The organism is Janthinobacterium sp. GW823-FHT03B06 (assembly GCF_058796955.1).
The window spans coordinates 209,046-224,338 of sequence record NZ_JBXAJE010000002.1 but is presented as its reverse complement, the minus strand read 5'-3'; the positions used below and the strand labels follow the sequence as shown (position 1 = coordinate 224,338).

General features: G+C 63.0%; 15 protein-coding genes. 5 read left to right on the top strand and 10 right to left on the bottom strand.

Translation table 11 applies throughout. The features are described from left to right. Positions 1–106: 106 nt before the first annotated feature. On the top strand, positions 107–607 hold the full coding sequence (locus AC1RBA_RS06910) for a chemotaxis protein CheW (protein WP_492417359.1): 501 nt from the start codon (positions 107–109) through the stop codon (positions 605–607). Positions 608–648: 41 nt separating this feature from the next. Here AC1RBA_RS06910 and AC1RBA_RS06905 read toward each other — a convergent pair whose 3' ends face one another. The 9 genes from AC1RBA_RS06905 to dapC form a co-directional block, all read right to left on the bottom strand. Next, on the bottom strand, positions 649–2,643 hold the full coding sequence (locus tag AC1RBA_RS06905; RefSeq protein ID WP_070224008.1) for an ATP-binding cassette domain-containing protein: 1,995 nt from the start codon (positions 2,641–2,643) through the stop codon (positions 649–651). Between the two features lie 138 nt (positions 2,644–2,781). Beyond that, on the bottom strand, positions 2,782–3,672 hold the full coding sequence (gene prmB, locus AC1RBA_RS06900; RefSeq protein WP_070224006.1) for a 50S ribosomal protein L3 N(5)-glutamine methyltransferase: 891 nt from the start codon (positions 3,670–3,672) through the stop codon (positions 2,782–2,784). Between the two features lie 56 nt (positions 3,673–3,728). Then, entirely contained in the window at positions 3,729–4,865 is a 1,137-nt protein-coding gene (dapE, locus tag AC1RBA_RS06895) for a succinyl-diaminopimelate desuccinylase (protein ID WP_492417357.1), read from the bottom strand. Between the two features lie 48 nt (positions 4,866–4,913). After that, positions 4,914–5,270, bottom strand: a complete 357-nt coding sequence (locus AC1RBA_RS06890) for an ArsC family reductase (RefSeq protein WP_492417355.1) — start codon at positions 5,268–5,270, stop codon at positions 4,914–4,916. Between the two features lie 138 nt (positions 5,271–5,408). Continuing rightward, the gene (locus tag AC1RBA_RS06885; protein WP_492417354.1) at positions 5,409–6,017 is read right to left on the bottom strand and encodes an RES family NAD+ phosphorylase; all 609 of its coding nucleotides are present in this window, start codon (positions 6,015–6,017) and stop codon (positions 5,409–5,411) included. Between the two features lie 10 nt (positions 6,018–6,027). Further along, positions 6,028–6,720: a hypothetical protein gene (locus tag AC1RBA_RS06880; RefSeq protein ID WP_492417352.1), complete on the bottom strand. Its 693-nt coding sequence runs from the start codon at positions 6,718–6,720 to the stop codon at positions 6,028–6,030. 124 nt (positions 6,721–6,844) lie between these two features. Continuing rightward, positions 6,845–8,392, bottom strand: a complete 1,548-nt coding sequence (locus AC1RBA_RS06875) for an FAD-dependent oxidoreductase (RefSeq protein WP_492417350.1) — start codon at positions 8,390–8,392, stop codon at positions 6,845–6,847. 231 nt (positions 8,393–8,623) lie between these two features. After that, a complete protein-coding gene (dapD, locus tag AC1RBA_RS06870) occupies positions 8,624–9,451 on the bottom strand; it encodes a 2,3,4,5-tetrahydropyridine-2,6-dicarboxylate N-succinyltransferase (protein WP_070223998.1) in 828 nt (275 codons plus the stop codon). A gap of 17 nt (positions 9,452–9,468) precedes the next feature. Beyond that, positions 9,469–10,698 carry a succinyldiaminopimelate transaminase gene (gene dapC / locus AC1RBA_RS06865; protein WP_492417348.1) on the bottom strand — a complete coding sequence of 410 codons (1,230 nt, stop codon included), beginning with the start codon at positions 10,696–10,698 and terminating at the stop codon, positions 9,469–9,471. Between the two features lie 186 nt (positions 10,699–10,884). On the opposite strand from dapC, the gene tsaB reads away from it, so the two are divergent. From tsaB to AC1RBA_RS06845, 4 genes are read left to right on the top strand one after another with little or no spacing between them, the layout of a single operon-like run. Continuing rightward, the gene (tsaB, locus tag AC1RBA_RS06860) at positions 10,885–11,610 is read left to right on the top strand and encodes a tRNA (adenosine(37)-N6)-threonylcarbamoyltransferase complex dimerization subunit type 1 TsaB (protein WP_492417346.1); all 726 of its coding nucleotides are present in this window, start codon (positions 10,885–10,887) and stop codon (positions 11,608–11,610) included. Then, positions 11,610–12,098: a ribosomal protein S18-alanine N-acetyltransferase gene (rimI, locus tag AC1RBA_RS06855; RefSeq protein ID WP_492418125.1), complete on the top strand. Its 489-nt coding sequence runs from the start codon at positions 11,610–11,612 to the stop codon at positions 12,096–12,098. The genes tsaB and rimI overlap by 1 nt, the downstream gene beginning before the upstream one ends. Then, the gene (locus AC1RBA_RS06850) at positions 12,095–12,997 is read left to right on the top strand and encodes a uracil-DNA glycosylase (RefSeq protein WP_492417344.1); all 903 of its coding nucleotides are present in this window, start codon (positions 12,095–12,097) and stop codon (positions 12,995–12,997) included. The genes rimI and AC1RBA_RS06850 overlap by 4 nt, the downstream gene beginning before the upstream one ends. Next, the gene (locus AC1RBA_RS06845) at positions 12,990–13,928 is read left to right on the top strand and encodes a DUF1853 family protein (protein ID WP_492417343.1); all 939 of its coding nucleotides are present in this window, start codon (positions 12,990–12,992) and stop codon (positions 13,926–13,928) included. The genes AC1RBA_RS06850 and AC1RBA_RS06845 overlap by 8 nt, the downstream gene beginning before the upstream one ends. 36 nt (positions 13,929–13,964) lie before the next feature. On the opposite strand, the gene lplT is transcribed toward AC1RBA_RS06845, so the two are convergent. After that, on the bottom strand, positions 13,965–15,227 hold the full coding sequence (lplT, locus tag AC1RBA_RS06840; RefSeq protein ID WP_070288699.1) for a lysophospholipid transporter LplT: 1,263 nt from the start codon (positions 15,225–15,227) through the stop codon (positions 13,965–13,967). Positions 15,228–15,293 lie beyond the last annotated feature (66 nt).

The window sequence follows — 15,293 nt, the reverse complement described above, 5'->3', positions numbered from 1 at the left end:
GGGAAAGTTGATGTTTCTCAACGCTGGAGGCGGGGATGCTGGTTAGCATGGGCCAACGTTGCGCCACTGCGCATCCTGGCAGCGCTTACCGGATGAAAGGAACACCATGCAGCCCACGACCACGCCTGGCGCCGCAGCGACGGCGGAACGCGGCACCGCGCAATCCCTGACGCAGTACTTGAGCTTTCGGCTGGGCGGCCTGGAATACGGCCTCGATTACCGCTGCGTGCGGGAATTGCGTGCCCTCAAGGAGCTCGACCGTTTTTCTTCGGAAGGGGAAGTGCTGCACAGCGTGGCCGTCTCGCGCGGCGTGATCATCCCCATAGTGGATATGCGTGCCGCGTTCGGCAGCGCCCACGGCGCGCCAGACCCGGCCACCGACGTGATCATCCTGCAGCTGAGTAATGGCGTGATGGGCATGGTGGTCGACGGCGTCACCGATATCGTCAGCCTGGCGCCCGCCGACATCGCCGCCGTGCCTGGCCTTGGCGAGGCGGAGGCCGATTACCTGATGGGCCTGGCCACGGTGGCGGGACGCCGCTTGATCCTCGTCGACATCGACCGCCTGATGGCAATCCGCAGCCCCGGTCCCATGCAGGTGGCCTAAAAAAAAAGACGACCTGAAGGTCGTCTTTTGTCGCTGCTTGATTAACCGAGTTTTTCCAGCTGATCCTGCAAGTCCAGCCATTCCGCTTCCAGCTGCGCCAGGTCCTTGGTGAAGAAGGTCTGGTCGGCCAGCAACTGTTTCAGCTTGGCCTTGTTGGCCGCGTCGTAGATGGTCGGCTCGCCCAGCTTTTCTTCCGTTTCCGCCTTTTGCGCGTTGCGCTTGGCAATCTGCTCTTCCTGGCGCTTGATCTTGTTTTCGATCGGCTTGCGCAGGGCGGCCGCCTTCTGGCGGTCTTCCGCTTCCTGGCGCTTGTCGCGCACGGGCGCGGCAGGGGCGGCGGCCGGCGCAGGGACGGACGACGTTACCGGGAAGTCGGTCTTGTTGGCCTTGCCGGCGGCCGGCAGCACATCGGTACCCTTGCCCAGCTTGGTCTTGAACAGCCAATCCTTGTAGTCGTCCAGGTCGCCGTCGAACGGCTGCAGCTTGCCGTCGGCGACGATGATGAATTCGTCCGTGGTGGCGCGCAGCAAATGGCGATCATGGGACACGACGACCAGCGTGCCTTCGAACTGGGCCAACGCTTCCGTCAGCGCTTCGCGCGTTTCCAGATCCAGGTGGTTGGTCGGTTCATCGAGCAGCAGCAGGTTCGGCCGCTGCCAGACGATCAGGGCCAGCGCCAGGCGGGCTTTTTCGCCGCCCGAGAACGGCGCGATCGACGCGGTGACCATGTTGCCGGGGAAGTTGAAGCCGCCCAGGAAGTTGCGCAGTTCCTGCTCGCGCACGGTCGGGGCGATCTTCGCCAGATGCCACAGCGGCGATTCGTCGTGGCGCAGCATTTCCACCTGGTGCTGGGCGAAGTAGCCGATGTTGAGGCCCTTGCCCATGGTGGCGTCTCCCGTCAATGGCATCAGTTCGCCGGCGATGGTCTTGATCAGCGTCGATTTGCCGGCGCCGTTCTGGCCCAGGAGGCCGATACGCTGGCCGATCTGCAGCGAAAACTTGATGCCGTTGACGATGGTCTTGTGCGTGATCTCGCCCGTCGCTTCGTTTTCGATCTTGTAGCCCGCATCGACGTCTTCCATCACCAGCAGCGGGTTCGGGGCGCTCAAAGGCTCGCGGAATTCGAACGAGAATTCGGCGGCGGCGCGCAGCGGCGCCAGTTCTTCCATCTTCGCCAGCGCCTTCATGCGGCTTTGCGCCTGGCGGGCTTTCGAGGCTTGCGCCTTGAAGCGGTTCACGAACGATTCCAGATGGGCACGCTTGCGCTGCTGCTTTTCCAGCGCGCCGGCGGCCAGGATCATCTGCGCTGCGCGTTGGCGCTCGAAGCTCGAATAGTTGCCCGAATAGCGTTTCAGCTTGCGCTCGTCGATATGCACGACGACGTTGACCACTTCATCGAGGAAGTCGCGGTCATGGGAAATGATCAGCAAGGTGCCGGCGTAGCGCTTGAGCCAGTCTTCCAGCCAGATGATGGCGTCCAGGTCCAAGTGGTTGGTCGGCTCATCGAGCAGCAGCAGGTCGGACGGGCACATCAGCGCTTGCGCTAGGTTCAGACGCATGCGCCAGCCGCCGGAGAAACTGGCGACAGGCTGCTGCATCTGGTCCAGGGTAAAGCCCAGGCCCAGCAGCAATTGCTCGCCGCGCGACTGCACGGTATATGCATCGGCATCGGCCATGGCGCTGTAGATCTCGCCGATGGCGATGCCGTTTTCCGACGTGGCCGGTTCCGATTCCAGGCGCGCCAGTTCCGCTTCCAGCTTGCGCAAGGTCACGTCGCCGTCGATGGCGTAATCGAGCGCGGCACGGTCCAGCGGCGGCGTTTCCTGCGCCACGTAAGCCACGCGCCATTTGGCCGGGAAATCGATCTCGCCCTGGTCAGGGTGCAATTCGCCGCGCATCATGGCGAACAGGCTCGATTTGCCCGCGCCATTGGCGCCGATCAGGCCGATCTTGTCGCCCGGATTGAGGGTGACATCGACTTGTTCGAGCAACGGTTTGATGCCGCGCATCAGGCTTACTTGTAGGAAACGTATCATTTTTTTCTTTGTAAAGGCTGGGCTTTACCCCTCGCCGTAAAAACATCGTGTAGGTCGGATTAGCCCGAAGGGCGTAATCCGACGGGTGCCGCACAGGCATGTCGGATTACGCTACGCTAATCCGACCTACCAAGTCGATCAAACCAGCTTGAGCTGCTCGGCCGTCAGCAGGAATACCATGTCGTCGCCGGCGCTCGTCGTCAGCCAAGTCAGGCCCAGCTCGCCGAAGGCCGCTTCCGCGTAGGCGCGTTCGTTGCCGATTTCAATCATCAGGATGCCGTCGTCCGTCAGGCGCTCGGCTGCGCCGGCGATGATCTTGCGCACCAGGTCCATGCCGTCGCTGCCGCCGTCGAGGGCGATTTGCGGTTCGGCCAGGTATTCCTGGGGCAGGGCGCCCATCGACGCGGAATTCACGTACGGCGGGTTGCTGATGATCAAATCGTATTTCTTGGCCGGCACGTTCGTGTACAGGTCTGATTCGATCAGGTTCACGCGGTCTTGCAATTTGTACGTGTCGACGTTGCGCTTGGCCACGGCCAGCGCGTCGGCGGAAATGTCCACGGCGTCGACCTGGGCGTTCGGAAAGGCGTCGGCCATCATGATGGACAGGCAGCCCGAACCGGTGCACAGTTCCAGGATGTTTTCCACGGCTTCCGGTTCCGCCACCCACGGCGAGAAGTATTCAGGGATCAGCTCGGCGATGAAGGAGCGGGGCACGATCACGCGCTCGTCGACGTAGAAGTTATACGTGCCCAGCCAGCCTTCCTTGGTGATGTAGGCGGCTGGCACGCGGTCGATGCTGCGGCGGTCGATGACCGTCATCACGCTGGCCACTTCCGACGGCAGCAGCTTGGCGTCGAGAAACGGTTCGAGCTTGTCGAGCGGCAACTTCAAGGTGTGCAGGATCAGATAAGCCGCTTCGTCGAACGCTTCGGCGCTGCCGTGGCCGAAAAACAGCTTGGCGGTATTAAAACGGGTAACGGCGTAGCGCAGCAGGTCGCGTGGCGTGGAAAACGGGTTCGGGGTCATGGCATTCTCGAAAAGACGGTGTTCTGGCCCGCCGTGACGGGCCTCGGTATTCTGGTTCAGACGGGCAGCAAATGCTCCAGCGTGCGCCGGTAAATATTCTTCAGGGGATCGATGTGGCGCAGTTCGATGTGCTCGTCGATCTTGTGAATACTGGCATTGGGCGGCCCGAATTCTATCACTTGGGGGCAGATTTGCGCGATAAACCGGCCATCCGAGGTGCCGCCCGTGGTCGACAGCTCCGTCGTGAGGCCCGTTTCTTCGAGGATGGCCGACGACAGCGCATCGCTCAAGGTGCCGCGCGGCGTGAGGAAGGGCAGGCCGCTCAGGGTCCACTGCAAATCGTACTGCAAGTCATGCTTGTCGAGGATGGCGTGGACCCGTTCCTGCAAGCCCTCGGCCGTGCTGGCCGTGGAAAAGCGGAAGTTAAAGTCGATCACCATGTCGCCCGGGATCACATTGTTGGCGCCCGTGCCTGCGTTGATATTCGACATTTGCCACGAGGTCGGCAGGTAATACTCGTTGCCCGCGTCCCATTTTTCCTCGACCAGGTCGGCCAGCGCCTGCGCCGCTTCGTGGATCGGGTTTTTCGCCAGGTGCGGGTAGGCGATATGGCCTTGCACGCCCTTGATGGTCAAGCGGCCCGACAGCGAACCACGGCGGCCGTTCTTGATCATGTCGCCCAGCTGCGCGCTCGAGGTCGGCTCGCCCACGAGGCAATAGTCGATCTGCTCGCCGCGCGCCTTCAGTTGCTCGCAGACGATGACGGTGCCGTCCGTGGCCGGGCCTTCCTCGTCGCTGGTGATCAGAAAGGCGATCGAGCCAGTATGCTCCGGCGTGGCGGCAATGAATTCCTCACAAGCCACCACCATGGCGGCGATCGACGTCTTCATGTCGGCCGCGCCACGGCCGTACAGCTTGCCGTCGCGGTGCGTGGGAATGAACGGTTCCGAGCGCCATTGCTCGACGGGGCCGGTCGGCACCACGTCCGTGTGGCCGGCAAAGACGAACACGGGGGACGTCGTGCCGCGGCGTGCCCACAGATTGGTGACGTCGTTCGACTGGATCGTCTCGCAGACGAAGCCCAGCGGGGTGAGGAGGTCGATCAGGTGCTGCTGGCAGCCCTTGTCGTCGGGCGTGACCGAGGACAGGGCGATCAGTTTTTCGGTCAGGGCGAGGGTTTTGGAGGTGGTCATGGGTAAGGTCGTGCCGGCAACATCGTTCCGGTGGTCAACTAAGTATGGTTACAGCGAGAAAAGGGTCTGGTACTGCGCATCCGAAAACGCCACGCTGAACTGGCCATCCTTGTCCAGCACGGGGCGCTTGATGATGGACGGGTTTTCCAGCATCAGGTCCAGGGCACTGGCCGCATCGACGGTGGACGCCTTGCGCTCGTCGGACAGGGCGCGCCAGGTCGTGCCTTTCTTGTTGACCAGCACATCCCATGGCAATTGCGCCAGCCACGCCTCGACGGTGGCGCGTTCCAGGCCCTGCTTCTTGAAGTCGTGGAAGGTGAAATCGAGTTGCTGCGCGGCCAGCCAGGTGCGGGCCTTTTTGACGGTATCGCAGTTGGGGATACCGTAGAGTGTAATGGTCGTCATGGGTAGGGCTAAGGGGAATGAATGCGGTTCGCTTGATCGCGGCGCTTGCGCCAGGTCAAAATGCGATGGTAGCCGCCATTATACAGTCGATGCGCAGCCGATGCGGCAGTGCAACACGGTTGCATGTTACGGGCAGGTTCAGGGCCAGGCGCTGCGAATGCCCAGTTGCGTGGCCACCTGGCCGAAGTCGCGGTGCGCGGATAGCGGCGTGGCGGACGCCATCGCCAGCTTGGGCGTGGCGCGGTGGAACAGTACCACTGCCGTTTCATCATTCTTGTGGCGCGACATGTAGAGCATGCCATCGACCTCATCCGGATGCGCATGGATGGCGGCCGACCAGGCTTTGGTCGTTTGATACGACGCTGTGCCGCCGAGTCCCGCGTGGCCGCCCAGCTTCCGGAGGGCGGCACCCGTCAAGTCGGCCAGGACGAGTGCTTCTCCCGTGAGCAGTATGACAAAGCGCGCCTGTATCACGGCCAGGCCGATGATGAAGTGGTTGCGGATGGGCTTGCGGTCGTGCAGCAGGGTTTCAGCCAGCGCCACGGCCAGCGAGGTGCCCAGGTAGCAGGTGCCGAAACGGGCCGCCGCTTGCGGGTGGGGATCGTCGAAGCGGTAGGTATTCGCCCTGCCGAAGTACGGTTCACCCGTGGCATGGCCGGAAACCCGGTACAAGGTGGCAGGATCGCAGCGCACCGTTTGCAGCGATGCGGGCAGTTGCGGCAAGCGGGGCAGGCGCAAGGTTGCCACGGGGGCGCCGCTATTCGTCGGCGTAGGCGCGGGCGGCCGCCATCACGGCGTCGAGTTTTCCTTTTGCCAAGGCTTGCAGCGGCGACTTACCGCCCAGCGACAGGCGCGGGGCGGTAAAAAAGTCCCATTTGGCGGCGCCGGGCAAGTCACCGAGAATTTTGCTGATTTTTTCCAGGGTGTGCCGGTCGTGGCGGGGATCGGCGAAAAATGCCGGATAAACATATTCGCCGGAGGCGCCGCGCAAGGCGAACAGGCGTCTGGCTTTCAGTGCCGCACTGAGTGCCTGCGGCGTGACTGCCAGCCGGGCGCGCAATTCGGGGCCGGACAGCAAGCTGTGCGAGGCCAGGTCTTTTTCACGCTGATGCCGTTCCTGTTCTTCCAGGCCGCGCATGAATTGCCGGGTGCTGACGTGGCCTGTCTGCGTATCGTTGCCGGAAGCCATGCTCAGCTCCCGCTCTGCCACGATATCGAGATCGTGCCGCATTTGCGCCAGCAGCGCGGGCCGGTCGTCGCGCGGCACGGCATCCAGCAGCGATGCATAGGCTTCCTGGAAGGTGTCTTGCGCAATGTTGAAGCGCAAGCCTGTGGCGCTGGCAGCCAGTGTGGCGGCCAGCTGCTCAGCCAGCGGGGATGCCGATTCAGCATCTTCGGCTTCGCAGGCGGGCTGGTCATTTGTTGAGTGGTTGCGATGTGTGTTCGACATGGCCGTATCCTTGAAAGGCAAGTCTCAGCATAGGATAGCAAGTCAAACAAAGCAAACAAAGCAAACAAAGCAAGGAGATTAACTCTATCTGCCTTGATGCAGCACAAACCTGCGGCGTTGTCTCTTACACCGGCCGGGGCGCCGCCTTGCCCGGTTCGACGGGACCGAAATGCAGGCCCAGCCGCAAGGCCAGGGCGCGCAGGGCGCCGCTTTCCTGCAGGTGCAGGGCCAGCGCGATGTGGCCGTCGGGGCGCACGAGGTAGGCCGCGTCGCGGCCCAGGCCGGCCAGCTTGGCGGCCACGTTATAGGTATAGCAATGCACGGGCAGTTTCAGCACGCGCGCCTCGTCGAGCAGTTCGGGCGCCGGCTCGCCATAGATGTGCAATTGCCAATCCATGCTGCGCAGGGCGATAAAATTGTCTTGCGTGCCGTCCGAGAACCAGGGCAGGCGGTCGCCGCCGCGCAGGTATTCCGCATGGCCGGCGGAGAGGGCGCTGTCTTCATAGCTGATCTCGATTTGCGACACGGTCTTGAACAGCAAGCGGCGCGCCCGCGCAAAGCCGGACAGGAAGGGCAGCGCGTGCGGCACCAGCCAGCGCCGCAGGAATTGCCCGGCGATGCCCTGCGCGACGATGGCCTGAAAGGCGCGGTCGGTGGTGGCGACGAGCTTGCGGGCAAACACGATGCGCTCGCTTTCATAGGTGTCGAGCAGGGCATCATTGCTTTGGCCATGCAGCTTTTGCGCCAGCTTCCAGGCCAGGTTGACGGCATCGCCCAGGCCCGTATTCATGCCCTGGCCGCCCACGGGGCTGTGCAGGTGGGCCGCGTCGCCCAAAATGAAGCAGCGCCGCGCGCGGAACTGGCCCGCCACGCGGTGATGGACTTTATAGGTGGAAAACCAGTTCACGTGTTCGACGTGGATGCCCAGCAGGGTTTCCACGTCGCCGCGCACGTCGTCGAAGACGGGCGCGGGCGCGCCGTCGGGACGGTCGGGCAGGATGCCGATCAGGCGCTGCATGCCGCTGGTGCGCACGGGCAACATCAGCGCGAAAGAGTTCGCGCCCAGGTGGGCGTGCAAATCCGTATTCTTGCCGGCTACTTGCGCGTCCGCCACGTAGTACAAGTGGTCGTAGGTGCCGCCGGAAAAGTCAAAGCCGGCGATCTCGCGGACCTTGCTGCGGGCGCCGTCGCAGCCGCAGATATAGTCAAACGTACAATATTGTCGTTCGCCATTGTTGAGCAGGATGGCTTGCACTTCGCTATCGTCCTGCGTCCACAAGTCCAGCGTGACATTCCATTCCACGTGCACGCCGGCCGCCGCCAGCTTGCTGATCAGAAAGCGTTCATGCTCGTCCTGGGGCAGGCTCAGCACGAAAGGATAGGGGCTCAGGCCTTCGCCGATCTCGCCCAGCGCCAGTTTCACCAACTCTTCGCCGCCTTCGTGGATGTGCATGGCATTGATCTTGATGCCCAGGTGCACCAGTTCGTCGGCAAAGCCCAGCTGCTGGTAAAACTCCAGGGTGCGCGCATGCACGGCCATGGCCCGCGACGCCTGCCCGGGGCCGCTGTTTTTATCGATGATGCGGCAATCGACGCCATGGCGCGCGAGGCGCAAGGCAAGCATGAGGCCGGTAGGACCGGCGCCGACGATCAATACGGGAGGAGTATTCATGCCATCCAGTATAGGACAGGATGGGAGAGGACAGCGGGACGATTGAAGTTGCTAGTCGGAAATGAAAATGTCCCGCCGGATGGCAGGACATGATTTTTTACGTGCGTCTCGACGCCTCTGCAAACCGTAGCGAGCGGATGCGCGGCGTGGCCGAGAAGCGCAACCGTACATGCGTACGGTGAGCATCGCCGGTCGCGCCCCGCGACGCGCAGCAGGTTTACAGAGGTGTCATCAGATGCCGCGCAGGAGTTCGTTGATGCCGGTCTTGGCGCGGGTTTTTGCATCCACGCGCTTGACGATCACGGCGCAGTACAGCGAGTACTTGCCGTCTTCTGAAGGCAGGTTGCCCGAGACCACGACGGAACCGGCCGGCACGCGGCCGTAGGTCACTTCGCCCGTGGCGCGGTCGTAGATCTTGGTCGACTGGCCGATGTACACGCCCATCGAGATGACGGAATTTTCTTCGACGATCACGCCTTCGACGATTTCCGAACGGGCGCCGATGAAGCAGTTGTCTTCGATGATGGTCGGGTTCGCTTGCATCGGTTCCAGCACGCCGCCGATGCCGACGCCGCCGGACAGGTGGACGTTCTTGCCGATCTGCGCGCAGGAACCGACGGTGGCCCAGGTGTCGACCATGGCGCCTTCATCGACGTAGGCGCCGATGTTGACGTAGGACGGCATCAGCACGACGTTCTTGGCGATGAAGCTGCCGCGGCGGGCGACGGCTGGCGGCACCACGCGGAAACCGCCCTTGGCGAAGTCTTCGGCCGTGTAGTTGGCGAACTTGGTCGGCACCTTGTCGTAGAACTGCATCGTGCCGTCCGATGGCAGGACGACGTTGTCTTCCAGGCGGAACGACAGCAGCACGGCTTTCTTGACCCACTGGTTGACGACCCAGTCGCCCGAGGTTTTTTCCGCCACGCGGATGCTGCCGTTGTCCAGGCCATTGATGACGTGGGAGACGGCGTCGCGCAGTTCGGCCGTGCCGTTGCGCGGATTGATCTCGGCGCGGTTTTCCCAGGCCTGGTCGATGATGGTTTGCAGTTGTTGGCTCATGATGATGTCTTGTTCATTTAGTTGGTTGATGCGGATGCGGAAAGCTGCTGGCAGAATTTTACTATGCGCAACGCCGCTTCCAGCCCTTCGGCCGTTTCGGCCACCAGGGCCATGCGGATGCGGTTGCGGCCCGGATTGATGCCGTGCGCGTCACGCGCCAGGTAGCTGCCAGGCAATACCGTGACATTATATTCGGCGTACAGGCGTTGCGCGAATTCGGTGTCGGACAGTCCCGTGCGGCTGACGTCGGCCCACAGGTAGAAGCCGGCGTCCGGCAATTGCACGTCCATCACCGATTGCAGCAGCGGCGTGATGGCGTCGAACTTGGCGCGGTACTTGGCGCGATTTTCCTCGACATGGGTTTCGTCGTTCCAGGCCGCGACGGAGGCCGCCTGCACGGCGGGGCTCATGGCGCCGCCGTGGTAGGTTCGGTAGAGCAGGAATTTTTTCAGTACTTCCGCGTCGCCGGCAACGAAGCCCGAACGCATGCCCGGCACGTTCGAGCGCTTCGACAGGCTGGAAAACACCACCAGGCGCGCATACGGGCGCTCGATGGTGGACAGGCCCAGCATGTGCGCCGCCTGCAGCGCGCCCAGCGGAGGCGTGTCGCCGTGGTAGATCTCGGAATAGCATTCGTCGGCGGCGATGACGAAGTCGTAGCGCTCGGACAGGGCGAACAGGTGTTCCCAGTCCGTCAGGGTGAGCACGGCGCCCGTCGGATTGCCCGGCGAACACAGGAACAGCAGCTTGACCTTTTCCCATACCGAGGCGGGCACGCCGTCGTAATCGCAGCCGAAATTGCGCGCCGGGTCGGAATTGACGAAATACGGTTCGGCGCCGGCCAGGTAGGCCGCGCCTTCATAGATCTGGTAAAACGGATTCGGGCTGATCACGAGCGAACCGGCTGCCGGATCGATCACCGTTTGCGCCAGCGCAAACAGCGCTTCGCGCGAACCGTTCACGGGCAGGATTTGCGTGGCAGGATTGAGCTTGGGGATGCCGTAGCGGCGTTCCAGCCAGCCGGCAATCGCGCTGCGCAAGGCTTCCGAACCGATGGTGGTCGGATAGCTGGCCAGGCCGTGGATATTGTCGACCAGCGCCTGCTCGATGAAGGCTGGCGTCGGGTGCTTGGGTTCGCCCATGCCCAGGCTGATGGGCGCATACTCGGGATTGACCGTCACGCCGGCAAACAGCTGGCGCAGCTTTTCGAATGGATATGGTTGCAGTTTAGCAAGAAGTGGATTCACGGAGCGGACCAGGGCAAGAGTGGGGTGATAGTGTCGCGTATGGATTGCCTGGCATGGCGCAATGACGCCGGTCAAGCAATCAGCTTAGCCTTTTATTATAGCCGTCCTCGGGCGCAGGCTGTGCAAGTGGGCTGTTGTTGACCTGCACGGCATGTCGCTCCCGGGCTTGGCAAGGTAAAATACGCTATGTCTACCTTACTTCCCACCCTGCTTGCCATTGAAACATCGTCCGAACTCGCGTCCTGCGCCTTGTTGCGCGGCGATGTCGTCCTGTCCCGCGCCTCGTCGGGCGTGCGCACCCATTCCCAGTCGATCTTGCCCATGGTGCAGGAATTGCTGGCCGAAGCGGGCGTGACCCTGGCCGACGTCGACGCCATCGCCTACGGCTCAGGCCCCGGCTCGTTTACGGGCGTGCGCACGGCCTGCGGCATCGCCCAAGGCCTGGCCTATGGCGCCAAGCTGCCTGTCGTGCCCGTCGTCACGCTCGACGCCATGGCCCTCGCGTGCCACCAGCAGCATGGCGCACAGCACATCGTGACCGTGCTCGACGCCCGCATGGGCGAAGTGTACTGGGCGCAATATGATTACCAGGATGGCTTGCAAGCCGTCCTGCCGCCGGCCTTGAGCGCGCCGGCCGGCGTGGCGCCGCAGGGCGACGTGACCGGCTGCGGCAACGGCTTTGGTGCCTACGCCGAAGCGCTGGCCGCGTTGCCGTGCGCCGCCACGGCCGATGCCGCCATCATGCCGCACGCCGTGCAAGTGGCGCAGCTGGCGCGCATCGCCTTTGCGGCCGGCCAGTGCGTGACGGCGGCCGAGGCGCAGCCTTTGTATTTGCGCAACAAGATCGCCTACACGAGTGCCGAGCGCCTCGACATGCAGGCCGCCAAGGCCGCTGCGGAGTCGGCACAATGATGGAGACGGGCAAGGACAGCGCGGCAGGCTGGGACTTGCTGCGCCTCGACTATCAGCCGATGCAGGAAGCAGACCTGTTGGAGGTGCTGGCGCTGGAACAGCGCGTCTACCCGCATCCCTGGACGCACGGCAACTTTGTCGATTCCCTCAAGAGCGGCTATCCGGCCTGGGTGCTGCGCGACGTGGATGGTACCTTGCTTGGCTATTTCTTGCTGATGCTGGTCGTCGATGAGGCGCACTTGCTCAACGTTGCCGTCGAGGGTGCCATCCAGGGCCAGGGGCTGGGCCGCTTCCTGCTGAACCAGTCCTGCGCCTGCGCGCGCCAGCTGGGCATGGAATCGATGCTGCTGGAGGTGCGCCCGTCGAATACGCGCGCGCTCGATATTTACCAGCGCTATGGATTTGAACAGATAGGCCGGCGCAAGGGATACTACCCGGCTAGCAACTCGCAACGTGAGGACGCCATCGTGATGCGTTATACCTTATGAGCCGCAGCGCCGTTTTTCTCGATGAAATGGGCGTCGGCCCCTTGTGGCGCTTGCGCCAGGGCGCCGCACCCGAGGCTGTCGACGTCGTCGCTGAGACCGCCGTGGAGGCGGAAGTGGCCGTGGCGGAACCCGTGGCCGAAGTTGCCGCAACCGTCGCTGTTCCGGCACCTGTGATCGAAATGCTGGCCGAGGTGGCAGTCGTGGACACTGTGGAGGTTGCTGCGCCCGTCGTCGTTGCCGCTACGCCAGTGCCTGCCGCCGCGCCCGACGACACGGCCTGGTTCGACGATGCGCCGCCACCGCCGCCTGCCAGACAGCTGAGCGATAGTGACATCGCCGCCCTCGACTGGGAAGGCTTGACGTCGGCCGTCGCCAAGTGCGCGCGCTGCGACTTGTGCAAGACGCGCAAGGGCGTCGTCATGGGCCGTGGCGACCGCCAGGGCGATTGGCTGATGCTGGCCAGCAGCCCCTCGCGCCTGGAAGAACGGGAAGGGCGCGCCTTGCCGGGCGAGCAGGGCAAGTTGCTCGACAATATGTTGAAAGCCATCGACGTCGACGCGGGGCGCGACGTGTACATCACGCACCTGCTGAAATGCCGTCCGCTTGACGAGACGGGCCAGGAACGCTTGCCCACCGAGGCCGAGTCGGCCGCCTGCCGTCCGTATTTTGACCGCGAACTGGCCCTGCTGCAGCCGCGCACCATCGTCACCCTCGGTTCGATGGCCGCCGCCGGCATCAATCCCGGCGAAAAACCCGTACGGGGCAAGGTGCGCCAGCTGGGCAGTGCGTCCGTCGTGGCCACCTTCCACCCAGAGCAACTGTTGCAGGACGGGACGGGCAAGGCCAAGGCGCGCGCCTGGGCCGACCTGTGCCTGGCGAAAAGCACGCACGGTGGTTGATACGGCCGTCTCTACCTTCCAGGCCCGCTTCGAACGCCGCTGGGGACATTTGACGCACCCCCGCGTGCGTGCGCTGGCCTGGCTGCTCGACTCGCCCGACTTGCTCGATCCTGCCAGCCCCTACTGGGGCGGGCGCATCGCCAGCTTGCCCCCCGTCACGCCTGCCGTGGCGGCGTGGCTGGGGGCGCTGCAGGATGACCCGTCACCGCTCGATGCGGCGCTGGGGCCCCGATTCTATTCCCGCCTGGGCCTGTACGCTGAAAAGCTGCTGGCCTTTTATTTTGAGCAACATGGCTTGCTGGCCGCGCATGGCTTGCAAGTGCAGGTCAACCGCAACGACACGGTGGGCGAGTTTGATTTTCTGCTGCGTGACGAGAGTGAATTGCTGCACTGGGAATTTGCCACCAAGTTCTACCTGCTCGAAGGGGCGCCCGATCCCGGCGACTTCAACCATTTGATCGGCCCCAACCTGGCCGACACCCTGGGCTTGAAGATGCGCAAGATTCTCGACAAACAACTGGCCCTGTCCCGCCATCCGGCCGCGCAAACCCTGCTGGCGCACCCCGTGCGCGCGGCGCAGGCGCTGGTCAAGGGCTGGCTGTTTTATCCGGCAGGCGTGACGCCCGCCATGGACGGTATTTCCCCCGAACACGGTCACGGTTTCTGGTGTACGCCGGCCCAACTGCCCGAGCAGCGCTACGTTGTGCTGCCGCGCCTGCAATGGCTGGCGCCGTTCAAGGGCCGCGACGTGGACGTGCTCGACGTGGAGGCCCTGCGCACGCAGTTGTTTGATCTGGCGCAACCGGTGATGGTCGCCACCGTGGATACTATCGAAGGCTGGGAAGTGGAGCGCACGCGCGGTTTTGTCGTGCCGCATGACTGGACGCAGCAGGCTGCCGCACGGCGGATAGCGGGTGCGCTACCTGCGTAATGTTGGGGTCAGACCCGGCGGGTCTGACCCCGGAAGTTAATGCTTCTGCTCGCCAATCAATGACAAGTTGTCATGCTCAGCCTGGTTCAGCTTGTGCTTGCGCATGATGGCGTACATGGTGCCGGCAACAAACAGGCCGAACAGGGTGATGATGATGTTGAGCGGCAGGTGCAAACGGATCATGATCGAATACACGGCCAGCATGGTGAGAATCGACAGGTTTTCATTGAAGTTCTGCACGGCGATGGAATGGCCTGCACTCATCAGCACGTGGCCGCGATGTTGCAGCAGGGCATTCATCGGCACGACGAAGAAGCCGGACAGGGCGCCGATCAGGATCAGCAGCGGGTAGGCGATCCATACGGAATGTACTTGCGTCATCATCATGACGATCACGCCCATGGCGATACCGAGCGGAATGACGGTCAGCGATTTGCGCAGCGGAATGAAGCGTGCCGACAGCACGGCGCCGGCGGCCACGCCGATGGCGACCACGCCCACCAGGCTGGTCGCTTTGTCGAACGGCATGTTCAGCGACTGCTTGGCCCATTCCAGCACGATCAGCTGCAAGGTGGCGCCGGCGCCCCAGAACAGGGTCGTCACGGCCAGTGTGATCTGGCCCAGCTTGTCTTTCCACAAGATGGAATAGCAATTGGCAAAATCGGTAATCAGTTTGATAGGATTGCGTTCCTGGTGCGGATACACGCAGCCCGTGTCGGGAATCTTCAGGTTGGCCAGGGTCGCCAGCGCATAGATGCCCACCACGACGCACAAGGCCGCTTCCGTCTTGCTGGTGATGCCCGTGTCGACCAGCGGAATGTCGATCGACAGCAGCATGTCGGACACGTGGCCGCTGACGAGCGCGCCGCCCATGACGGTGCCGAGGATGATGGAAGTGACGGTCAAGCCTTCGATCCAGCCATTCGCCGCCACGAGCTTTTCCGGCGGCAGCAGTTCCGTCAGGATGCCGTACTTGGCGGGCGAGTACACGGCCGCGCCGAAACCGACGACGGCGTAGGCCAGCAGCGGGTGCACGTGGAAGAAGACGAGGGCGCAGCCGAAGATCTTGACCATGTTGGCGATGAACATGACCTTGCCTTTCGGCAGAGCATCCGCGAAGGCGCCGACAAAAGCGGCCAACAGCACGTAAAACAGCACGAACGACAATTTGAGCAGCGGCGTGATCCACGCCGGGGATTTCATGGACACCAATAAATCGACGGCGACAAAAAAGAGGGCGTTATCTGCCAGCGAGGAAAAGAACTGCGCCGCCATGATGGTATAAAAACCACGATTCATTCTGGATTGCCTGAAATCATATCTGGCTTGCTTTATACCACGAAAAAACGGCAAACCCCAAGTTTG